The organism is Streptomyces rimosus subsp. rimosus (genome assembly GCF_000720725.1).
GTDB classification, from domain to species: domain Bacteria; phylum Actinomycetota; class Actinomycetes; order Streptomycetales; family Streptomycetaceae; genus Streptomyces; species Streptomyces rimosus_A.
Genome location: NZ_JOCQ01000060.1, coordinates 12395 through 33914 on the forward strand (window position 1 = coordinate 12395; position 21520 = coordinate 33914).

At 71.3% G+C, this 21520-nt stretch carries 13 protein-coding genes, 4 tRNA genes and 1 pseudogene; 8 read left to right on the forward strand and 10 right to left on the reverse strand.

The features are described 5' to 3' along the window. Positions 1 to 91: 91 nt before the first annotated feature. The gene (gene hrpA / locus IH45_RS0127295) at positions 92 to 4159 is read right to left on the reverse strand and encodes an ATP-dependent RNA helicase HrpA (RefSeq protein ID WP_030673915.1); all 4068 of its coding nucleotides are present in this window, start codon (positions 4157 to 4159) and stop codon (positions 92 to 94) included. 196 nt (positions 4160 to 4355) lie between these two features. Between hrpA and IH45_RS0127300 the strand changes: the two genes are divergently transcribed. Continuing rightward, a complete protein-coding gene (locus IH45_RS0127300) occupies positions 4356 to 5453 on the forward strand; it encodes an ABC-2 transporter permease (protein WP_030673918.1) in 1098 nt (365 codons plus the stop codon). A gap of 145 nt (positions 5454 to 5598) precedes the next feature. Here IH45_RS0127300 and IH45_RS0127305 read toward each other — a convergent pair. The 4 genes from IH45_RS0127305 to IH45_RS0127320 all read right to left on the reverse strand — a co-directional run bounded on the left by IH45_RS0127305 (position 5599) and on the right by IH45_RS0127320 (position 7680). Beyond that, positions 5599 to 5675: transfer RNA gene (locus tag IH45_RS0127305), tRNA-Phe, on the reverse strand. A 4-nt stretch (positions 5676 to 5679) separates the two neighbouring features. Then, a tRNA-Asp gene (locus IH45_RS0127310) sits at positions 5680 to 5754 on the reverse strand. A gap of 39 nt (positions 5755 to 5793) precedes the next feature. Continuing rightward, positions 5794 to 5866 (reverse strand) — tRNA-Glu (locus tag IH45_RS0127315). A gap of 197 nt (positions 5867 to 6063) precedes the next feature. Further along, positions 6064 to 7680, reverse strand: a complete 1617-nt coding sequence (locus IH45_RS0127320; protein WP_032918527.1) for a metallophosphoesterase family protein — start codon at positions 7678 to 7680, stop codon at positions 6064 to 6066. 223 nt (positions 7681 to 7903) lie between these two features. Between IH45_RS0127320 and IH45_RS0127325 the strand changes: the two genes are divergently transcribed. The 4 genes from IH45_RS0127325 to IH45_RS0127345 all read left to right on the forward strand — a co-directional run bounded on the left by IH45_RS0127325 (position 7904) and on the right by IH45_RS0127345 (position 13429). Continuing rightward, positions 7904 to 8254 (forward strand): metallopeptidase family protein, encoded by a 351-nt coding sequence (locus tag IH45_RS0127325; RefSeq protein WP_030673924.1) that lies wholly within the window; start codon positions 7904 to 7906, stop codon positions 8252 to 8254. 1145 nt (positions 8255 to 9399) lie between these two features. After that, positions 9400 to 11670 carry a DEAD/DEAH box helicase gene (locus IH45_RS0127335; protein WP_030673929.1) on the forward strand — a complete coding sequence of 757 codons (2271 nt, stop codon included), beginning with the start codon at positions 9400 to 9402 and terminating at the stop codon, positions 11668 to 11670. A 230-nt stretch (positions 11671 to 11900) separates the two neighbouring features. Continuing rightward, positions 11901 to 11976 (forward strand) — tRNA-Lys (locus IH45_RS0127340). Between the two features lie 367 nt (positions 11977 to 12343). Continuing rightward, positions 12344 to 13429: a PP2C family protein-serine/threonine phosphatase gene (locus tag IH45_RS0127345; RefSeq protein ID WP_032918523.1), complete on the forward strand. Its 1086-nt coding sequence runs from the start codon at positions 12344 to 12346 to the stop codon at positions 13427 to 13429. A gap of 127 nt (positions 13430 to 13556) precedes the next feature. Here the strand turns inward: IH45_RS0127345 and IH45_RS0127350 are convergent, their stop codons facing one another. Continuing rightward, positions 13557 to 14597, reverse strand: coding sequence for a DUF2332 domain-containing protein (locus tag IH45_RS0127350; protein ID WP_030673933.1), 1041 nt, complete (start codon positions 14595 to 14597; stop codon positions 13557 to 13559). 629 nt (positions 14598 to 15226) lie between these two features. Here IH45_RS0127350 and IH45_RS0127355 point away from each other — a divergent pair. The 3 genes from IH45_RS0127355 to IH45_RS0127365 all read left to right on the forward strand — a co-directional run bounded on the left by IH45_RS0127355 (position 15227) and on the right by IH45_RS0127365 (position 19388). After that, positions 15227 to 16441, forward strand: coding sequence for a M23 family metallopeptidase (locus IH45_RS0127355; RefSeq protein WP_030673935.1), 1215 nt, complete (start codon positions 15227 to 15229; stop codon positions 16439 to 16441). Between the two features lie 281 nt (positions 16442 to 16722). Next, on the forward strand, positions 16723 to 18336 hold the full coding sequence (locus tag IH45_RS0127360) for an MFS transporter (protein WP_030673937.1): 1614 nt from the start codon (positions 16723 to 16725) through the stop codon (positions 18334 to 18336). Between the two features lie 110 nt (positions 18337 to 18446). Next, the gene (locus tag IH45_RS0127365) at positions 18447 to 19388 is read left to right on the forward strand and encodes an aldo/keto reductase (RefSeq protein WP_030673939.1); all 942 of its coding nucleotides are present in this window, start codon (positions 18447 to 18449) and stop codon (positions 19386 to 19388) included. A gap of 80 nt (positions 19389 to 19468) precedes the next feature. Here the strand turns inward: IH45_RS0127365 and IH45_RS1000000150190 are convergent, their stop codons facing one another. The 4 genes and pseudogenes from IH45_RS1000000150190 to IH45_RS1000000151095 form a co-directional block, all read right to left on the reverse strand. Next, positions 19469 to 19774, reverse strand: a complete 306-nt coding sequence (locus tag IH45_RS1000000150190) for a hypothetical protein (RefSeq protein WP_078897802.1) — start codon at positions 19772 to 19774, stop codon at positions 19469 to 19471. Positions 19775 to 19952: 178 nt separating this feature from the next. Next, entirely contained in the window at positions 19953 to 20153 is a 201-nt protein-coding gene (locus IH45_RS0127370) for a hypothetical protein (RefSeq protein ID WP_030673941.1), read from the reverse strand. A 187-nt stretch (positions 20154 to 20340) separates the two neighbouring features. Next, positions 20341 to 20472, reverse strand: coding sequence for a hypothetical protein (locus tag IH45_RS1000000150680; protein WP_267885159.1), 132 nt, complete (start codon positions 20470 to 20472; stop codon positions 20341 to 20343). Between the two features lie 333 nt (positions 20473 to 20805). Continuing rightward, positions 20806 to 21036, reverse strand: a pseudogene (locus IH45_RS1000000151095) (helix-turn-helix domain-containing protein); the annotation flags it as partial. Positions 21037 to 21520 lie beyond the last annotated feature (484 nt).

A 21520-nucleotide genomic window follows, 5' to 3' on the forward strand; every position in this document is an offset into this window, starting at 1 on the left:
CGCGGTGCTGCGAAGCAAGACTCTACAGCAGGTCAGGGGGTGCGGTCGAACCCGGTCCCGGTGGCCCGCCCGGGAGGGGCCCCGGGACCGGTCATGCCTTGGGCACCGCCGCGTCGACGGCCTTCACGATCCGCTTGTCGGAGACCGGGTACGCCGTGCCGAGCGCGTGCGCGAAGTAGCTCACCCGCAGCTCCTCGATCATCCAGCGGATCTCCCGGGCCTCGGCGGGCACCGGCCGCCCCTGCGGGAACTGCTCCAGCAGCCAGGCGTACTCGTCCTGCATCTCCTTGACCTTGGCCATGCGGGAGCGGTCCCGCTCGGCGTTGTTCGGGAGCTGCTGGAGCCGGCGGTCGACGGCAACCAGGTAGCGCATGAGGTCCGGCAGCCGCTTCGTGCCGTGCGCGGTCACGAAGCCGGGCTTGATCAGGGCGGCCAGCTGCTCCTTGATGTCGGTGAGGGAGGGGAGCAGGGAGGGGAAGGCGGTGGTTTTGAGACGGCGCTCACACGCCTGCCAGGCCGCCAGCACCTCCCGGGTCTGCTGGACCGTCCGCATCGTCGCGTCCACCAGGTCGGCGCGCACCGCGTCGAAGAGCTTGCGGAAGGACTCCTCGTCCCAGGCCGGCCCGCCGTGGGCGGCGATCAGCCGGTCCGTGGCGGCGGTCACACAGTCGTCGAAGAGGGCCTGGATGGAGCCGTGGGGGTTGGCCGACAGTGCGAGCTTCTGTTGATTGGTGAGCTTTCCCTGCGCGAACTTGGCTGGGTTGCTCGAAATATTCAGCAGAATCAGACGGCGGGTGCCGACCCACATTGCGGCCTGCTGCTCCGCCTCGGTGTCGAAGAGGCGTACGGCCACGCTCGTGCCCTCGTCCACCAGCGCCGGGTACGCCTTCAGCGGCTGTCCGCCGCGCCGGGTCTCGAAGGTGCGCGGCAGCGTGCCGAGCGTCCAGGACGTCAGCCCGGTGCGCTGTTCGAGGGCGGTGGTCGCCCCGGCCCCGGGACCCTTGCCGTCCTTGGCGGGCCGTTCGGCGGCCTGCGTGAACGCCTTGGTCAGGGCCGCCTGCGTCTTCGGCTTCAGCTTCAGCCGCAGCGCTTCGAGGTCCTTGGCCTCGGCCAGCTTGCGGCGCCGCTCGTCCACCACCCGGAACGTGATCTTCAGATGGTCGGGGACCCTGGCCGGGTCGAAGTCGGCCGGGTCGACCGGGACGCCGACCATCCGCTGGAGCCCGGCCGCCAGGGACGTGGTCAGCGAGCCCTGGAGGGGCACCGTCGTGTCCAGGAAGCGGGCGGCGAAGTTCGGCGCCGGTACGTAGTTGCGGCGGATCGGTTTGGGCAGCGAACGGATCAGTTCGGTCACCAACTGCTCGCGCAGGCCCGGAATCTGCCAGTCGAAGCCTTCGGAAGAGACCTGGTTGAGCACCTGGAGGGGGATGTGGACGGTCACGCCGTCCGCGTCGGCACCCGGCTCGAACTGGTACGTGACGCGGAACTTCAGCTTTCCCTGCCGCCAGGAGTCCGGGTAGTCGTCCTTGGTGACGGCTTCGGCGGACTCGTTGATGAGCATGGAGTGCTCGAAGTTGAGCAACTCCGGCTCCTCGTGGCGCTTCTTCTTCCACCACGAGTCGAAGTGCGCACCCGATACGACATCTTCGGGCAGCCGCTGGTCGTAGAAGTCGAAGAGCGTCTCGTCGTCCACGAGGATGTCGCGCCGGCGCGCCCGGTGCTCCAGCTCCTCGACCTCGCCGAGCAGTTTGCGGTTGTCGTGGAAGAACCGGTGGTGGGTGCGCCAGTCGCCCTCGACCAGGGCGTTGCGGATGAACAGGTCACGGGAGGTCTCCGGGTCGATCCGCCCGTAGTTCACCTTCCGCTGGGCGACGATCGGTACGCCGTACAGCGTGACCCGCTCGTACGCCATCACCGCGGCCATCTTCTGTTCCCAGTGCGGCTCGCTGTACGTCCGCTTCACCAGGTGCTGGGCCAGCGGCTCGATCCACTCGGGCTCGATCTTCGCGTTCACCCGCGCCCACAGGCGGGACGTTTCGACCAGCTCCGCCGACATGATCCAGCGCGGCGGCTTCTTGAAGAGCGCCGAGCCGGGGAAGACCGCGAATTTCGCGCTGCGGGCGCCGAGGTATTCGTTCTTGGCGTCCGTGTCCTTCAACCCGATGTGCGAAAGCAAACCGGAGAGGAGGGACGTGTGAATGGGGTCGGGCGCCGCGTCCTGCTCGCTGAGGTGGACGCCCATCGTCTTGGCGACCGTACGCAGCTGCGAGTAGATGTCCTGCCACTCGCGTATCCGCAGGTAGTTCAGGTACTCGTTGCGGCACATCCGGCGGAACGCCGAGGACGACAGCGCCTTCTGCTGTTCGCGGACGTACCGCCACAGGTTCAGATACGCCAGGAAGTCGCTGGTCTCGTCCTTGAAACGGGCGTGCTGCTGATCGGCCTGCTGCTGTTTCTCGGCGGGCCGCTCGCGCGGGTCCTGGATCGACAGCGCCGCCGCGATCACCATGACTTCGCGTACGCACCCGTTGCGATCGGCCTCCAGCACCATCCGGGCCAGCCGCGGGTCCACCGGCAGCTGGGACAGCTTGCGCCCCAGCTGGGTGAGCCGCTTCTTCGGATCCTTCTGCTTCGGGTCGAGCGCGCCCAGCTCGTGCAGCAGGTCGACGCCGTCCTTGATGTTGCGGCGGTCCGGCGGATCGATGAACGGGAACTTCTCGATGTCGCCGAGGCCGGCCGCGGTCATCTGGAGGATGACGGAGGCCAGGTTCGTCCGCAGGATCTCCGCGTCGGTGAATTCCGGGCGGGTGAGGAAGTCGTCCTCGGAATACAGCCGGATGCAGATGCCGTCGCTGGTCCGGCCGCAGCGGCCCTTGCGCTGATTGGCGCTGGCCTGCGAAATCGGCTCGATCGGCAGCCGCTGGACCTTGGTGCGGTAGCTGTAGCGGGAGATCCGGGCCATACCGGGGTCGATCACGTACCGGATGCCCGGCACGGTCAGCGAGGTCTCCGCGACGTTGGTGGCCAGAACGATCCTGCGGCCGGTGTGGCGCTGGAAGACGCGGTGCTGCTCGGCGTGCGACAGGCGCGCGTACAGCGGCAGCACCTCGGTCTGCGGCAGGTTCTTCTTGTTGAGCGCGTCCGCCGTGTCGCGGATCTCGCGTTCGCCGGAGAGGAAGACCAGGATGTCGCCGGGGCCCTCGGCCTGCAGCTCGTCCACCGCGTCGCAGATCGCGGTGATCTGGTCGCGGTCGCTGTCGGTGCCGCCCTCCTCCAGGAGCGGGCGGTAGCGCACCTCGACCGGGTACGTACGGCCGGAGACCTCGATGATCGGCGCGCTGGAGGCCTCGTCCCCGTCCCCGTCACCGACCCCATTCCCGTCCCCGGCCGCCGGTACGGAGGCGAAGGAGCCGAAGTGCCGGGCGAAGCGCTCCGGGTCGATGGTCGCGGAGGTGATGACGACCTTCAGGTCGGGCCGCCGGGGCAGCAGCTGCGCCAGGTAGCCCAGGATGAAGTCGATGTTGAGGCTGCGCTCGTGGGCCTCGTCGATGATGATCGTGTCGTACTGGCGCAGCTCGCGGTCGGTCTGGATCTCCGCGAGCAGGATGCCGTCGGTCATCAGCTTCACGAGGGTGTCCTGGCCGACCTGGTCGGTGAAGCGCACCTTCCAGCCGACCGCCTCGCCCAGCGGCGTCCGCAGCTCCTCGGCGACCCGCTCGGCGACCGTACGGGCGGCGATCCGGCGGGGCTGGGTGTGCCCGATCAGGCCCCGTACGCCGCGGCCCAGCTCCAGACAGATCTTGGGGATCTGGGTGGTCTTGCCGGAGCCGGTCTCGCCCGCGACGATCACGACCTGATGGTCGCGGATCGCTTCGAGGATCTCGTCCTTCTTCTGGCTGACCGGCAGCTGCTCCGGATACGTGATCACGGGCAGCGCGGCGCGGCGCTGCTCGACCCGCAGCTCCGCCTCCTCGATCCCGTCGGCGATCTCGGCGAGCACGGCCGCGCGGGCCTCGGGCTTGCGGATCCGGCGCGCGCCGTCGAGCCGGCGCCCCAGCCGCTGCTGGTCGCGCAGCATCAGCTCGGGCAGCCGCTCCAGGAGAGCGGGCAGGGTGGGGGCGGCACCGTCGGGCCGGGCGGAGGCAGGCTGACTGGACATACGCGTCCCAGGATCTCACCTCCGCGAATACGGTGGCGAACGAATTGCGGCCGGTACGGGGACGGGAGGGCCCGCGTGCCTGCCCGTACGGGCCTTCCGGGCACGTTCCGGCCCGCCCGCCGTCCTCCTCGCGGCCCCTCCCACCGTGGGCCGACCACCAGGGGAATGTCCGGGATAGGTGCTTTAGCGTGGCCTTATGGATGATCAGCACGGTGACCTCCCCCAACCGCACGGCGCCCATGGACGGCCTCCCACCAAGGCCGAGAGATGGGCCGCGTTCAAGAAGTCGCCGTTCCTGCCCGCCACCGTGCTGGTCTTCATCCTCGCCGTCGCCGCCGGCCTCTTCGCGGGCTCGTACACGTACACCATGGCCAACCCGACCCCGCGGCACATCCCGACCGCCGTGGTCGGCCCGCCGGACTCCCCGCACGGCAAGGCGTTCGTCGGCGGCATGGAGAAGGCGCTGAACGCCTCGCTCCAACTGCACGAGTACGACTCGTACGCCGCGGCCGAGGAGGGCATCGAGGAGCAGGAGGTCTTCGCGATCCTGCGGGTGCGGGAGCGGAGCATGGAGCTGGACGTGGCCGGGGCGGCGGGCGCCCAGGTGGCGCAGGTCCTCGAACAGGCGGGGCCCAAGGTGGGCAAGGCGGTCGGCGTACCGGTCGAGGTCAAGGACCTCAAACCGCTGCAGAAGGGCGACCCGCGCGGGCTCGCCCTCTTCTACATCTCGCTCGCCGCGGTGATCATCGGATTCGTCGGCGCGATCCAGCTGAGCGTGCACGCGCGCGGGCTCAATCCGCTGGAGCGGATCGCCTTCACCGTGCTGTACGCGCTGCTGGGCGCCTTCGCGATCGCCGCGGTCGTGGACTGGCTGCTGGGCGCGCTGGACCTGCCCTTCGTGGAGTCCTGGCTGATCCTGGCGCTGACGATGTTCACGTCCGGCATGGTCTTCACGATGTTCAACACGCTGATCGGGCGCTGGGCCATGATCCCGACCTGGGGCCTGATGGTGCTGCTGGGCAACCCGTCCTCGGGTGGCGCGGTCTCCTGGCCGCTGCTGCCGTCCGTCCTCGGGCACATCGGCCGCTGGCTGCCGCCGGGCGCCTCGGTCAACGCGCAGCACACCGCCGTCTACTTCGGCGGCTCGCAGCACGCCTTCCCGTTCCTGGTGCTGGCGGGCTGGGCGCTGGTCTCGTGCGCGGTCTTCTGGACCTGGCGGCACCGGCACCCGGGCGGCCGCGAGGTGGGGGCGCTCACGTCGGGCGTGCACCGGGCGGGGGCGCCGGGGGCCTGACACCCGGTGCCGGTACGCGTACGAGCAGGGCAACGGAGCCAGGCGTACGGGTACGGAGCGGCCGTCCTTCGGGGCGGCCCCCGGCCGGCCCCACGCGGCGGACGAAAAAGGCCCCGATCCGAAGATCGGGGCCTCTTCCCACTGCTGGTGGCTGGGGCCGGGGTCGAACCGGCGACCTATCGCTTTTCAGGCGATCGCTCGTACCAACTGAGCTACCCAGCCACAGCGGTCCTGACGGGATTTGAACCCGCGGCCTCCACCTTGACAGGGTGGCGAGCACTCCAAACTGCTCCACAGGACCTTGCACTGTGCGAGAACAAGTCTCGCACACGGTAATGCGTGCCCCCAACGGGATTCGAACCCGTGCTACCGCCTTGAAAGGGCGGCGTCCTGGGCCACTAGACGATGAGGGCTGATGGCCCGCCTTGGTGCCTTGTGGGGCGCCGTCGGGGACGTGAGAAGCATATGGGATGCAGGGACCGTTCGCCAAAACGGTTTGTTCGAACCCGGCGGCGGGGGCCGCGGCGGGTCGGCCGGACGGGTGGTCCGGCCGACCCTTGAGCCGTGTCCCGGCCGGGCCGGGGGCCGTGCCCCGACTGGGCCGAGTGGCTCAAGGGGAGCCAGGGGATGGAGTGCCGGATGGGGTGGCAGACGGGGCGGCGGAGGCGCCCGGGGAACGGGTGCCGGACGGCCCGGGGCTCGGCGATGGCGAGGCGCCCGGCCGGTTCTCCTGCGGCAGATGGCGGCTGACCTCGGCCTTCGACAGGCCGAGCCCGCCGAGCGTGATCTCGTCCCACGCCTGGAGGTGCCGGGTCCGGCGGTCCAGGTAGAGGACGGACGCCTGTACGGGCGCGGGTTTCTTGCCCTGCACCGCGCGCAGCCCGCCGCCGCCCGTGGAGCCCTCGATCATCAGCCGGGTGCCCCCGGGGAGCACGCTGTTCTCCCGGTGGTGGATATGGCCGGCCAGGGCCAGCGGGGCCAGGCCGTCCGCCTCGGCCGCCGCGACCGGATTGTGCGCCAGCGCGATGTCCACGGGGGTGCCGGTCAGCCGCTGCGTACGGAGCGAGTCGGCCAGCTTGCCGCCCGCCGTGCGTTCGGCGAAGTCGCCTTCCGCGACGACCGAGCGGTCCGGCGTGAACTGCGGATCGCCGACGCCCGCGATGCGCAGCCCGCCGACGCTCACGGCCCGACCGTCGTCGAGGACCGTGGCGTTCTTACGGGTTCCCAGGTACTTCTGCGTGGTGGCGGAGTCGTGATTGCCGCGTACCCATACGTACGGCGCGCCGAGCGTGGCGACCGGGTCCAGGAACGCGTTCTCGGCGGCCGAGCCGTGGTCCATGGTGTCGCCGGTGTCGATGATGACGTCGATCTTGTACTGCTTCACCAGCGACTTGATGATCTGCCAGGCCGCCGGGTTCAGATGGATGTCGGAGACGTGCAGGACGCGGATGGTGGTGGGGTCGGGCTGGTACGCGGGCAGCGTCGAGGTCGCCTCGTACAGCTTGGTGACGTTCGTCACCAGGCGTGCCAATTCCCGCTGGTACACGTCGAATTCGCTGACGATGTTGCGGGCGTTGCCGACCACCGAGGGTGCCGAGGACAGCAGTCCGGAGAACTTCGGCTCCAGGACGGACTTGGGGTTCCAGGTGGCGTACGCGGCGGCGCCGGACGAGGCCAGCAGGGCGAGCGCCAGCCCGCCGGCCGCCAGCGCGCGGCGCGGCCTGCGGTAGACCGCCAGGCCCAGCGCGGTGGCGCCGGAGACGACCGCGACGCAGGAGCGGAAGGCGAGGGTGCCGGTGCCGCTGATGACGTCGCGGGTCACCTGCTCCTGGAGGCCGGCGAACCGTTCCGGGTGGTCGACCAGGGCCTGGGACCGTACGGGATCCAGCCGGTCGACGTCGACATCGAGACGGATCGGCGCGTAGTGGCTGCGCAGTTCCAGGGCGCCCAGCGGCGAGACGTTGATCTTCGTGCCGCCGGTGAGCGACGGGCGCAGTGTCATGTTCGTGTCCACCGGCCCGACCGGCGCGTGGATGCTGCCGACGATCAGCAGCCCCAGCCAGGCGCCGAGCAGGGTGACGGCGATCAGCCCGAGGGCGCGGGCGTAGGGGTGTGGTGTGTGGGTGAGGGTGCTGGTGGGGGCGGTGTGGTGGGAGCGGTAGTCGCGGAGGACGGCGGCGGGAAGGCCCCGTACCCGGGCGAGCGCGGCACGGAGCAGCCGGAGCATGGAGGAACCGGGAGAGCCGGGGGAGCCGGAGGAACCGGGGGAACCGGGGAAGTCGCCCCCGGGCGGCGCGACGCGGGCCATTGGGCGCGTATTCCCGGGCGCCGCGCCCGTCATGCCCGCGCAGCGGCCCGTGGAGGGCGCCGCGGGCGAGCGTGCGACGGGCCCGTCGGCGCGGGGCCGGGCGTACCGCTGCGGTGCGGTGGCGTGGCGGACAATGGGCGGTGTGCTGGAGATGACGCGCGAGGAGTTCGAGGAACTGGTCGCCGAGGCGCTGGACCGGATTCCGCCGGAGCTGACACGGCTGATGGACAACGTGGCGGTGTTCGTCGAGGACGAACCACCGGCCGGGGACCCCGATCTCCTGGGGCTGTACGAGGGCACGCCGCTGACCGACCGCGGCGAGTGGTACGCGGGCGTGCTGCCCGACCGGATCACCGTCTACCGCAACCCGACCCTGCGGATGTGCGAGACGCGCGAGGACGTGGTGGCGGAGACGGAGGTGACCGTCGTCCATGAGATCGCGCACCACTTCGGGATCGATGACGAGCGGCTGCATGCGTTGGGGTACGGGTGAGGCGGCCAGGTCGGCGGCGGGTGGCGGTGGTCGGTCGGGACCGGCCGGTCGTCGGTAGGGACCGGCCGGCCGGCGGTTCGCGGCATTCGTGGCGTTCGGGGGGATGCCGGTGGCCTCCGGGGCGGTGATCAGGGGAAAACGGTCCGGATCTCGTGCGTACGGCGCGTGTCCTCCGGCCGTCGGCGGGAGTTGGGCAGGGCGTTCATCTCCGCAGTCTCCGCGCCCCGGATCCGGAGGTCCCGCCCGTGCGCCCGATCGCTTCCCCCCTTACCGGCCCGGCCCTGACCCGGCTCGCCGCCGCCGTGGCCGCAGCCTCCGCCCTGACCGCCTCGCTGAGTGGCTGCATGGCCGTGAGCGACGCGGCGCCGCCCAAGCCCTCGGGCTCGGCCGCGCGGCACGACGGCGGGCCCGCGCCGGACGGCGGGGCGGTGGACGGCCGTACGGAGAGTGCACGGCGTACGACGGGGCGTGCGGGCGGCGGGCACGGTGCGGAGGGGCACGCGGGGGCGCCCGCGAAGGGGCGCACGCCGTCGGGGCGCTCGGCGGAGCCGCAGCCCGAGCCCGCGTCGGGTGACGTTCCCGGGCCTTCGCAGGCCGGGCCGTCGCGTTCCCGTTCCGCGGCGCCCCCGCCGTCGCGGCCCGGCAGCAGCCGGCCTTCGGCGCCTTCCCCGCCGCCCCGTACGTCTCCGACCGTGAAGCCGACGCCGAGCGCGAGCCCGGACCCGGAGCCGAGCTCCCCCGCGCCGTCCCCGACGTCCATGCCGCCCGGCCCCTCGCAGCCGGAGAGCTCGGGCTGACGGGTGGGCCGAGGCCGTGTGCGGACGGGGCCGGGCTGCGTACGAAGGCGAGGCCGTAACCGGGGCTGACGGGGAGCGGCGTACGAGCGGGGAGGCGGGGCGCACGGGGCGGGCAGGGCCCCGGGGACAGGGGTGGCGAACGGGGGTTCGGAAGGGCATTTGCCTTTCGGGGGCCGGGGTGAGTATGGTGGTAGATCGTTTGATCCCATTTGCCCGGCGCGTGAAGCAGCGCCGTGTGGCGCGTTCTCTCCCTTGCCGTGGCTGACCGCATTGAGGCGGTCGTTTTCGAAGTCTCACGGAGTTTGGGCGCGTGCCTGTGCCGAGACTCCGGAAGGTTTCGCATTTCGCATGTCTGTTTCCACTGATCAGTCCGTCCTGCCCGCGGCCGACGAGCAGGCCCCCCAGCAGGACCAGCCGCAGGACCAGGCCGTCACCGAGGCGGTGACCGAAGCGGTCGCGCAGGACGTGACCGCCGAGGCCCCTGAGGCCCCCGAGGCCGACGTCGTCGAGGACGCCGAGGACGCCGAGCCGCAGATCACGTTCGCCGACCTCGGCCTGGACGACAAGATCGTCCGCAAGCTGGCCCAGAACGGTGTCACCACCCCGTTCCCCATCCAGGCCGCCACGATCCCGGACGCCATCGCCGGGCGCGACATCCTCGGCCGCGGCCGCACCGGCTCCGGCAAGACCCTCTCCTTCGGTCTGCCGCTGCTGACCCGCCTGGCCGGCGGCCACACCGCGAAGAAGCGCCCGCGCGGCGTCATCCTCACCCCGACCCGTGAGCTGGCCATGCAGGTCAGCGACGCGCTCCAGCCGTACGGCGACGTCCTGGGCCTCAAGCTCAAGGTCGTCTGCGGCGGTACGTCCATGGGCAACCAGATCTACGCCCTGGAGCGCGGCGTCGACATCCTCGTCGCCACCCCGGGCCGTCTGCGCGACATCATCAACCGCGGCGCCTGCTCGCTGGACGACGTCGAGGTCGCCGTCCTGGACGAGGCCGACCAGATGGCCGACCTGGGCTTCCTGCCCGAGGTCACCGAGCTGCTCGACCTGGTGCCGACCGGCGGCCAGCGGATGCTGTTCTCCGCGACGCTGGAGAACGAGATCGACACCCTGGTCAAGCGCTACCTGGTCGAGCCGGTCAGCCACGAGGTCGACGCGGCGCAGGGCGCGGTCACGACCATGACCCACCACGTCCTGGTCGTGAAGCCCAAGGACAAGGCGCCGGTCACCGCCGCCATCGCCGCCCGCAAGGGCCGCACCATCATCTTCGTGCGCACCCAGCTCGGCGCCGACCGCGTCGCCGAGCAGCTCTGCGACGCCGGGGTGCGCGCCGACGCGCTGCACGGCGGCATGACGCAGGGCGCCCGTACGCGCACGCTGGCCGACTTCAAGGACGGCTACGTCAACGTCCTGGTCGCCACCGACGTCGCCGCCCGCGGCATCCACGTCGACGGCATCGACCTGGTCCTGAACGTGGACCCGGCCGGAGACCACAAGGACTACCTGCACCGTTCCGGCCGTACCGCCCGCGCGGGCCAGTCCGGCACGGTCGTCTCGCTGGCCCTGCCGCACCAGCGCCGCCAGATCTTCCGCCTCATGGAGGACGCGGGCGTGGACGCCTCGCGTCACATCGTCGGCGGCGCCGGCGCCTTCGACGAGGACGTGGCCCGGATCACCGGCGCCCGCTCGCTCACCGAGGTGCAGGCCGACTCCGCGACCAACTCCGCCAAGCAGGCCGAGCGCGAGGCCCAGGAGCTGTCCCGCGAGCTGGAGCGCGCGCAGCGCCGCGCCGCCGAGCTGCGCGAGGAGGCCAACCGGCTGACCGCGCGTGCCGCGCGCGAGCGGGGCGAGGACCCGGCGGAGGCGCTGGCCGCCGCCGAGGCGGCGGTGGAGGAGGCCGCGGCGGCCGTCGTGCCGGCCCAGGCCGAGCCCGAGGCCGACGAGGCGCCGCGCCGCTCGACGTACCGCGACGAGCGGGGCAACTACGAGCGCCGGGACCGCCGGGACAACGACCGCGGTGAGCGCGGCGGCGACCGTGGCGGTTTCCGTCGCGACGACCGTTCCGGTGGCGGTTTCAACCGCGACCGTCGGGACGACCGTGGCGACCGCGGTGACCGTGGCGGCTTCGGCCGTGACCGCCGTGACGACCGCTCGGGTGGCGGTTTCCGCCGTGACGACCGTTCCGGTGGCGGTTTCAACCGCGACCGTCGGGACGACCGCGGTGACCGTGGCGACCGCGGTGGCTTCCGCCGGGACGACCGTGGCGAGCGGGGCGGCGACCGTGGCGGTTTCCGTCGCGACGACCGTTCCGGTGGCGGTTTCAACCGCGACCGCCGGGACGACCGCTCCGGTGGCGGCTTCAACCGCGACCGCAGCGACCGCCCGAACCGTTCCTTCAACCGTGACGACCGCGCCGGCGGCCGCTCGGGCGGCGGCTACCGCTCCGGTGGCGGCGACCGTCCGTACAACCGCGACCGCCGCGACGACCGCCCCTCGGGCGGCTACCGCTCGGGCGGCGGCGACCGTCCGTACGGCCGCCGTGACGACCACCGCGGCCACGGCACCGGCTCCTTCGGCCGCCGTGAGGACAAGCCGCGCTGGAAGCGCAACGGCTGACGCGGATCTCTGACATCGCGGGGCCCGCACCGTACTTCCGTACATCGTTACGGGAGCCGGTGCGGGCCCCGCGCCGTAACTGCGGCCTGCGTACGGCCCGTTGGCCCTACGCCGCACCGCACACCGAGCCGGCCCGCCGCGTCCGCCCCCAAGCGGACGCATCCGCTCCGGCCCTCCGATGGCTAATGCCTTCGGGCTGCGGCGGGTACGCGGGCTATGCTGCTCGGTGCGGGCCATTAGCTCAATTGGCAGAGCAGTGGACTTTTAATCCATTGGTTCAGGGTTCGAGCCCCTGATGGCCCACCAGCTGCGAGCCGGAGGCGAGCCCTCCGGTCCGCCGCACGACGCCCCCGCCGGGATCTTTCCGGGCGGGGGCGTCGTCGTGTGCGCGGGGGGCGCGGGCCGGGCGTGCGCGCTGTCATGTCAGCGGGGGCGTGCGAGGCGGAGCGGGCGCCGTCGGGGCGCGCTGCGGGCCCTCCGCCCGCCTCCGGTCCGGTTGACCCGTACGGCCCAATCTGATTCGCCGCCCGGCGCGGCAGCGGAAAACCTTGGGACGGCGACGGTGTTCGGACGGGCGGACGGGCGCGCGGGAGTGGGAGGCAGGCCGGTGCGGGTGCGTCGAGGCGGCAGGGTCCGTACGGGCGAACGGGAACGGCGGCGGCGCCGCTCCGGCATGTCGCCGTTCGGGCAGCGGATCGTCTGCTGGCTGCCGCTGATCCTGCTGGTGGCGGGGCTGATCTTCGACAGCGGCACGCCCGAGCGCTACACGGCCGCGCCGTTCTTCTCCGCCGCGCCCCTGGTGGCGGCGCCGCTGTACTCGCTGCACAGTACGGCCGTGACCGCGGTGGCCGCCGTCGCCGCCGAGACGTGGGTCGTGACGTACCACGGGGGACGGGACACCAACCAGTCCTTCACCGAGGGACTGACCGTTCTGGTGGTCGCCATCCTGGCGCTCGGCATCAACCAGGTCGTACGGATGAGCGACGCCCGGCTGGCCTCCGTACGGGACGTCGCGGAGGCCGCCCAGCGGGCCGTGCTGCCGACACCCGCCGAGCGGATCGGCGGGCTGGCGGTCGCGGCGCGCTACGTGGCGGCGCAGGCGGACGCCCGGATCGGCGGCGACCTGTACGCGGTCCAGGACACTCCGCACGGCGTACGGCTGATCGTCGGCGACGTACGGGGCAAGGGCCTGGAGGCCGTAGAGGCCGCGGTGATCGTCATCGGGGCCTTCCGGGAGGCCGCCGAACAGGAGGCCAGTCTGGAGGCGGTGGCAGGGCGGCTGGAGCGCGCGCTGCAACGCGAGGGCAGTCGGCGGGAGGGCCTCGACCAGTTCGAAGGGTTCACCACGGCCGTACTGGCGGAACTGCCCTCGGACGAACACGCTGCCCTGAGGGTCCTCAACCGCGGCCATCCAGCGCCGCTGCTGCTCGCGCCCGACGGCGAGCTGTGCGAGCTGACGCCTAAGTCGCCCGCGCTCCCGCTCGGCATGAGCGAGGTGGCCGGCTGGCCGGACCGGGCGGACGAGACGGCCTTCCCGGCCGGCTCCATCCTGCTGCTCTTCACGGATGGCGTGACCGAGGCCCGCGACCGCGACGGCGTCTTCTACGACCCGGCGGCGCGGCTGGGAGGCCGGGTCTGGTCCGGTCACGGGCCAGAGGCGCTACTGGACGCGCTGGTGGAGGACGTGGCGGCGCACACAGGCGGGGAGACGGCGGACGACATGGCGCTGCTGGCGGTGCAGCGGCCGGTGCGGGGGTGAGGGGGCCGTCAGGGCGGCTGGCGTGGCTGCCGGTGTGGTTGCCGGTGTGGCTGCCGTGACGGCCTAGTGGTCCTCGTAGCCCCCATAGCCCTCGTAGCCCTTGTAGTTCCCGTAGCCCCCGTAGCTCTTATAGCCACTGCACGCTCTGACCGTGCTGGCCGGTCAGGGCGACCGGCCGCTCGTCGAGGGCCAGGGTCAGCAGCCGCTCCGTCGTCGGCAGGGGGTGCGCGAGCCGGGGCGTGGTGATCCACGGGAGGACGGGGCCGTGCTCGTTGGAGACCCAGTGCCCGGGGCCGTGCCCGAGGCGGTCGCGCTCCTGTAGCACGGACCGTACGAGCCGGGCGAACTCCTCGCGGCGCTCCAGAGGGAGGTACGCCAGTACGGAGGTGTGGAAGACGACGAGTGTCGCCCCGGGCGGCGCCTCGGCCGCCAGCGCGGGCAGCGTGTCGATCAGGTCGCCGCGCACCATATGGGGGCGCGGCACGGACCGTACCGCCTCTCTGGCGGCCCGCTGGCGCCGTACGCGCTCGTCGGTGGCGCCCGGCCACACGAGCGCCTCCAGCCAGCGGACGTCGTCGGGTTCGGCCGGGTCGAGGGGATTGAGGTCGATGCCCGCCCGCCAGGCGATGTCCGGGACGCGGTCGGGTACGGGGGTGCCCGGACCCGTACGGCAGGGGAGGACCGCCGCGCTGTCCGGCGCGCCGAACTCCGGCCGGTCGTCGTAGCGGTAGCGATAGCGGTCCGGATAGAGGCACAGGCCCGCCGACGCGCCGACCTCCAGGAGGGCGAGCGGCTGCGGCAGCCGGGCCAGGAGGGGGAGCAGGGACGCGCAGCGGGCCGGCTCGTTGGTCTGCGTCCGGCGCCACGTGATGACGGCGCTCACCTCGTCCCAGTGGCGCAGGGTCCACTCGCGCCAGCCGCGGTACGCCGCGTCGCCGCGCGGGCCGTGCTCCGCGTACGGGCCGTCGAGGTAGCGGACGGCGGCCAGCAGGAGGTTGGGCTGCTGCTTCTCGCCGGCGGGCAGGCAGCGCGCGAGGTGGGCGCAGAACTCGGGATCGTGGCCGATCCGCGCGGCCAGCTCCTCGTGGGCGTCGGACTGCCCGCGCGCCTGATACCAGGCGAAGTCCACATATCGATCCGCCAGTGCCCGCGCGCTGTTGACGACCATGATCAGACGTTACTGCCCGCACGGAGCGTCATCATCTGGCCCCCTCACGCATAACGACTCCCGCACAATCGGGGATTTCAGGTTTGAAGATCATTTTTCAAGTTGCCCCGATTTGGGGCTTGATGGGGCATAAGCTCGGGCCAAAGCCACCACAAAATGACCTCGGATTCGCCCGAACGCTTGGTGTCCGGCCGCGATGTCTATTACAGTCCGATAACGGAGCGCGGTCGTCCCAGCCGTCGCAAGAGGCGGCACCGTGCGCCGACGCCGAATCCCGTCAGCAGGTTCACAACTGAATCACCGTTGGACCACCGCTGGACCGGCCTGCGCCCCGGTGCCGGACCGGCGCGTGTCCTGGGAACCGGGCAACCACCACCTCGGGGTGTGCCGGACGGCCGCCGGTCCATGCCCACCGGCACCGCCCGTCGAAGGCCTCCACAGGAGACCTTCCTGCTCCGCACGTCCCAGCGCCCGAACGCTCTGGTCCCGAACGCCTTGGGCCCGGATGCTCTGGTCCGGGATGCTCTGGTCCCGAATGCTCTGGGAGGGCCACCGCCCGGCGCCGCACCGGCCCGGGAGGCGGCCCCCGCTGACCCGGTAGGCGAGAGGAAGGAAAGGAGTGCGCCCCCGTGGCGTCCAACAGCCCTGCCGGCTCCGTCCCCGAGGTCCCTTTCGGCGCCGCCGGCGCGCCATCCACCCCCGCCTCGCACGCCTCCGGCCTACGCATCGTCCCCCAAGCGACCGCCGACCCCGGCGCGTTCGAGGTCGACGCGGTGGGCGCCAGCGGTACGGCCGACGCCCCCTTCGGTACGGCTGACGCCCCCTTCGACTTCTTCGAGGAGTGGAACCCGACCGAGGAATCGCTGCGCCCCGTACGCGGCAAGCACCGCGTTGTCGGCAAGCAGCGCGGCGGTTTCACCCGCGGCGGTACGGTTCTGGGCGTCGGCGTCATCGCCGCGGTGGGCGCCGGCGGCATGGCGTCCGCCGAGGACAAGCCTCCGGTGCCGGTGTCGGTGCCGGACCTCGGCGGGTTCGTGGACGACCTCGCCGCCCAGCTGCCGGACGTCGAATCCCTGCCGGGCATCGGCGACCTGATATCCGACGCGCCGGGCTCCTCGGGCGCCGGCGGCGTCCCCGAGGTGTCCGCAGCTCCCCTCACCCAGGCCGGTCTCAGCCGTAGCGAGGCGGAGCAGGGCAGAGGCACGGGCGATTCGCTGCGCGACCGTATCCTCCAGCAGGCCGACCGGCAGCAGAGCGCCGCGGAGGACGAGGCGCGCGCGGCAGCCGAGCAGGCGGCCGGCAAGCAGGCCGCGCAGGACGCGGCGGCGAGTCGGCAGGCTGCCGGGAAGGCCGCGGCCGCCAAGGAGGCCGCGGAGCGCGAGGCCCGGCGCGAGGCGGAGGCGGCGGCCCGCGCGAAGGCGGAGGCCGAGCGCCGCGCCGAACTGGCCCGCAGCTATGTCTCCCCCCTCACCTCCTACACCCTCACCGCCGGTTTCGGGCAGGCGGGCGACCGCTGGGTGGCCAACCACACCGGGCTGGACTTCGCCGCCCCCACCGGCACCCCGGTCAAGGCGGTCCACGGCGGCACGATCACTCAGGCGGGCTGGTCCGGCGCGTACGGCTACCGCATCGTCCTCACCACGGACGACGGTACGGAGCTGTGGTTCTGCCACCTCTCGTCGATCGTGCGCGCCTCCGGCAAGGTCGCCGCCGGCGATGTCATCGGCCGGGTCGGCGCCACCGGCAATGTCACCGGCCCGCACCTGCACCTGGAAGTACGGCCGGGCGGCGGCGCGCCGGTCGACCCGAAACCGTGGCTGCGGGAGCACGGGCTCGACGTCTGAGGCAGCCGTGTGGAGGCGCGGTGGGGACTCACTGCCCCCGCCCCGTCCGGCCTTCGGTCTCCTCTCCACTCCCACTCCCACTCCCACTCCCACTCCCGCTCCCCCTCCGCCACGCCGTCACTTGGCGGTACCCCGCGCCCGGCGGGCCGCCCTGCCGTAAGAGAACCCCTCCACATTCCCCTCAACCTGGGCATTCCGTTTGCTTTGGACGTCGTCCTCCGGGCACTCGGATGGATGCGCCGCCGGGGTGAACCGGCCCCGGCCCGGTTCAGGAGGGTGCGATGAAACGGAACGGCAAGGCGGGGGCGGAGCACGGTGGAGGGGCCGCAGCCGGGGCCACCGCGGACCGGATCGCCGAGAACCGGCCGACCGCGGACCGGCGTACATCGGCGCCCGCAGGCACAACCACGGACAAGGTCACCACCTCTGACGCCACCACCTCCAACGCCACCTCCAACACCCCCACCATCACCACCGACGTCCCCGCCCGCCTCGACCGGCTGCCCTGGTCACGCTGGCACTGGATGGTGGTGATCGGCCTCGGCACGGTGTGGATCCTGGACGGTCTGGAAGTGACCGTCGTCGGCAACATCGCCGGCCGCCTCTCCGAGCACGGCAGTGGACTGCCCATCTCGTCCGCCCAGGTCACGGGCATCGCCGCGGCCCTGTACGTGGCGGGGGCCTGCTCCGGCGCGCTGTTCTTCGGACGGCTCACCGACCTCTTCGGCCGCAAGAAGCTCTTCCTGATCACGCTGGCCGTCTACCTGGCCGCCACCGCCCTGACCGCGGTCTCCTTCTCCTCCTGGTGGTTCTTCGCCTTCCGCTTCCTGACCGGCTTCGGCATCGGCGGCGAGTACGCGGCGATCAACTCGGCCGTCGACGAACTGATCCCGTCCGCCTACCGGGGGCGCGTCGACCTCGTCATCAACGGCAGCTTCTGGCTCGGTGCGATCGGCGGGTCCCTGCTGTCCATCGTGATGCTGAACACCGCGATCTTCCCGATGAACGTCGGCTGGCGGCTGACCTTCGCGCTCGGCGTCGTCCTCGGCCTCGTCATCCTCCTCGTACGCCGCCACGTGCCGGAGAGCCCACGGTGGCTGTTCATCCACGGACGGGGGGAGGAGGCGGACCGGCTCGTCGCCTCCATCGAGAAGCAGATCACCGACGAGAAGGGCAAACCCCTCCCCGAGCCCGAGGGCGAGATCACCATCCACCCCCGCAAGAGCATCGGCTTCACCGAGATCGCCCGCACCGTCTTCTCGCGCTACCGACGGCGCGCCATCCTCGGCCTCGCCCTCTTCATCGGCCAGGCGTTCCTCTACAACGCCGTCACCTTCGGCTTCGGCGCCATCCTGACCACGTTCTTCGACGTGCCGACGGCGAGCACCGGCTACTACTTCGCCGTGATGGCGGCCGGGAACTTCCTGGGCCCGCTGATCCTCGGCAAGCTCTTCGACACGGTCGGCCGCCGCATCATGATCTCCGGCACCTACCTGCTCTCCGGCGCCCTCCTCTTCGCCACCGCCTGGCTCTTCGCCGCGGGTCACCTGACCGCCACCACGCTCACCGCCTGCTGGTGCGTGGTCCTCTTCTTCGCCTCGGCCGGCGCCAGCAGCGCGTACCTCACCGTCTCGGAGATCTTCCCCATGGAGACCCGGGCGATGGCCATCGCCTTCTTCTACGCGGTCGGTACGGCCGCGGGCGGCATCAGCGGCCCCCTGGTCTTCGCCGGCCTGACCGAGTCCGGCGTGGTCGCCGACACGGCACTCGCCTTCTGCATCGGCGCCACCCTGATGTGCCTGGCCGGCCTCACCGCCGCCCTCCTGGCCGTACGCGCCGAACGCCGCTCCCTGGAAAGCATCGCGAGCCCACTGTCTTCGGCCCCCAGCACCTGACCTCGACCTCACGCCGACGCCACCCACCGAACCAAGCCGCCCCTTCCCTTCGCGACATCTTCCCCGCCCCGGCTGCGGCGCCGCGCTTCCCCGCCTACGTTTGGAAGATCATGACCAGAACACAGAAGACCCTCGGCTCCCTGTCCGTCTCCCCGCTCTCCCTCGGCGGCAACGTCTTCGGCTGGTCCGCGGACGAGGCCCAATCCTTCGCCGTACTGGACGCCTACGTAGCTGCCGGCGGCAACTTCATCGACACCGCCGACGTCTACTCGGCCTGGGTACCGGGCAACAAGGGCGGCGAATCCGAGACCGTCATCGGCAACTGGCTCGCTTCCCGCGGCGCCCGCGACCAGGTCGTCATCGCCACCAAGGTGGGCGCCCACCCGGACCACAAGGGCCTGGCCCCGACGACGATCAAGGCGGCCATCGACGCCTCCCTCACCCGCCTGCGCACCGACTACATCGACCTCTACTACACCCACTACGACGACGAATCCCTCGACGTCTCCGACTTCCTCCCGGCCCTCGACGACCTGGTCAAGGCCGGCAAGGTCCGCGAGATCGCCGCCTCCAACATCTCGGCCCAGCGCCTGGAAGCGGCCCTGGCCTTCTCCACCGAGGAGAATCTGGCCCGCTATGTGGCCATCCAGCCCCACTACAACTTGGTTTCCCGTGAAACATACGAGGGTGAGCTGGCCGACACCGCAGCCCGCCACGGCCTCGGCGCCGTCCCGTACTACGCCCTCGCGTCCGGCTTCCTCACCGGCAAGTACCGCCCGGACACCGACGTGAACAGCGTCCGCTCCGAAACAGCAGCCAAGCACCTGTCCACCGACCGCGGCCGCAAGGTCCTCGCCGCCCTGGACACCGTGGCCGCCGCCCACCAGGCCGAACACGCCACAGTGGCCCTCGCCTGGCTCGCCGCCCAGCCCACGGTCACGGCACCCATCGCCAGCGCCCGCACGGTAGACCAACTCGCGGCCCTGACAGCCCTCTCCGACCTCCGCCTCACCACCGACGAACTGACCCTCCTCAACGAGGCGTCGGCCTGACTACTCGCCCCAAGTAACAGGGACAAGCAAGCGGGTGGGCACGTACCCAGTACGTGCCCACCCGTTCGCTTGCCCCCGGCCTACTTCCCACCCCGATCAGCAACCACCCAAGAAGCAACCCCCACAACCCCCGCCACCGCAAACACCGAAGGCCAGGCCCCCACCTTCTTCGCCAACGGATGCGACCCGGCAAACGCCGCCACATAAGCCCCACTCAACGCAGCCGCAGCCTTCTTCCCAGCCTTCCGCTCCCACTCCCGAGCCGCCACCGCCCCCGCAGCAGCCAGAGCCACCCCACCCAGGGGCCGCTTCTTGGTCCAGCGGGCTACGCCGTAGCCACCGACCAGCCCTGCAGTAGCTATCGCTGCCGACGGTACCTGCGCCATGTCCGGAACCTCCCTGTTAGAGAACCATCGCGCGCGACTCTACGCTGGCAGGCCGGCGTAGGCCGACAGCCGGGGAAGCATGACAGCGCGGCCGGCAGATGGGTGTCTCTGCCGGCCGCGCTGCCGTACTGCTACATGAGGTGACCCGCCAAACGGATCATGAGGACGGGCCCTGCCGTCATGACCGCCTGGAGGCAGCCACCTGGTACCAGGTCTGGCAGATCATCGCCACGGAGACCAGGGTGACCAGGGCCCAGATGTGCGCCGGGTCCTGGAGCCGGCCCGAGAGCACCAGGCTGCTGACCGGGGTCGAGCAGACGTACAGGGTGAACAGCACCAGAGAGGCGCCGCTCTGCGGGTTCGTGGGATTGTGGTTCATGCGTTCACTTCCTTGTTTGACGGCTTGGCGGTGACGTGGCGCCCGTCGCTCCCCTCGGCAAAGTCGGAGCGGCGGGCTGTCTCGTGGTAGGAGGGGCACGAGGCCGAGAGCTGTCAGTAGCGTGAGCTGTGTCCCTAGCGATGGTCTTCTCCTGTCGGTGCAGCTGATGTGGACGGTCGGGCAGTGGTCAGCCAGGGTGGTGGGTGAGGGCGGCTTTGACGAGCGTGGCGGCGTCCTCGATCTGCCGGGCTTCGAGAAGGGTGTCGACGATGCTCAGAACAGCCCGGAGGTCACGGGCCGCGGCACTGTTCAGCATCACGTCGGCCGCGTCTGTCCGGGCCGCAGCCCGGTACGTAGTGACCGCGTCCCGGATTTCCGCCGGAGCATGAGTCCGGCCGGCGTGCCACAGGAAGGTAGCCGCGTCAGCGTCCCGCCCCGCGCGGAGGTGAGCGAGAGCCTCATCGTCCGCGAGGGGAGCTGGCGGCACCATCGTGGTTCGGTGAGTGCGGGCTCTGGGGACCGGTGCCTCCGGCTGACCGGGCGCACTGTCCCCGTGCGACGGGAGGCCCTGCCGGGCCAGAACGGCATTTCGGTACGTCTCCAGTACCTGCGCCAGTGGCGGGGGCGGCTGCCCCGTCGTGGCCTGCGAAGCCTCAGCGAGGCTCCAGAGCTTCCGTAGGACGTCTTCTGACGGGGCTCGGCGACCGGTTGTGTAATCCGTGAGTGTGGACGGGGATACGAAGACTGCCTTCGCGACGGCCCGCTGACTTTTCCCCGTACCACGCACCAGCGTGGCCAGGGCTGCAACGGTGGTTGCCAAGTTCCGTGCCTCAGGCGCCAGGTCGGCGCGGGGACTGGCACTCACCTGCCCTTTCGGCGGCACGGTGCGGATTCCTTTCTGCGAGTGCGACGGGGTAACCGGTGACTGGTCATGGAAGCGATATCCGAGATTCCTCGACTGGGTTTCCTGCGATGGGCGTGATTCTTGCGCTGGCAGCTGAAGGTAAGGCAACGCTGATTCGGCGTCCCGGCTGAGCGTCCCCTCCCGGCCTCTGGGCCATCTGATTATCAGGTTATCTGACGGTACCTCATGCGGCGGGCTGGACGGCCTTGTCGCTGAGATGATGCGCCGCGGACTTGTTTGTGTGGCGATGTTAGGAGATTCGCCCTTTTGTACCCGGTGGCGATGGCGTTATCGTAAAACTGGAATGCTTCACTCCGGTTTCCTCGCGAACGCCGCGACGTTGAGGCCGGTCCTGCGAAGTGTCGCCGCCGGGGAAGGTGATGAGCGGAGACCTGCAGGTCACCGGCCAGTAGGTGCGCTCCTCGTGTTCGCGTCGTGTTCGCGCCCGCAGTTCCTCTCCGGC

What these genes read in the sequence shown, in the direction of transcription:
- hrpA (WP_030673915.1), bottom strand. Translation starts at nt 4,159, where the DNA reads ATGTCCAGTCAGCCTGCCTCCGCCCGGCCCGACGGTGCCGCCCCCACC.
- IH45_RS0127300 (WP_030673918.1), top strand. Translation starts at nt 4,356, where the DNA reads ATGGATGATCAGCACGGTGACCTCCCCCAACCGCACGGCGCCCATGGA.
- IH45_RS0127320 (WP_032918527.1), bottom strand. Translation starts at nt 7,680, where the DNA reads ATGCTCCGGCTGCTCCGTGCCGCGCTCGCCCGGGTACGGGGCCTTCCC.
- IH45_RS0127335 (WP_030673929.1), top strand. Translation starts at nt 9,400, where the DNA reads ATGTCTGTTTCCACTGATCAGTCCGTCCTGCCCGCGGCCGACGAGCAG.
- IH45_RS0127345 (WP_032918523.1), top strand. Translation starts at nt 12,344, where the DNA reads ATGTCGCCGTTCGGGCAGCGGATCGTCTGCTGGCTGCCGCTGATCCTG.
- IH45_RS0127350 (WP_030673933.1), bottom strand. Translation starts at nt 14,597, where the DNA reads ATGGTCGTCAACAGCGCGCGGGCACTGGCGGATCGATATGTGGACTTC.
- IH45_RS0127360 (WP_030673937.1), top strand. Translation starts at nt 16,723, where the DNA reads ATGAAACGGAACGGCAAGGCGGGGGCGGAGCACGGTGGAGGGGCCGCA.
- IH45_RS0127365 (WP_030673939.1), top strand. Translation starts at nt 18,447, where the DNA reads ATGACCAGAACACAGAAGACCCTCGGCTCCCTGTCCGTCTCCCCGCTC.
- IH45_RS1000000150190 (WP_078897802.1), bottom strand. Translation starts at nt 19,774, where the DNA reads ATGGCGCAGGTACCGTCGGCAGCGATAGCTACTGCAGGGCTGGTCGGT.
- IH45_RS0127370 (WP_030673941.1), bottom strand. Translation starts at nt 20,153, where the DNA reads ATGAACCACAATCCCACGAACCCGCAGAGCGGCGCCTCTCTGGTGCTG.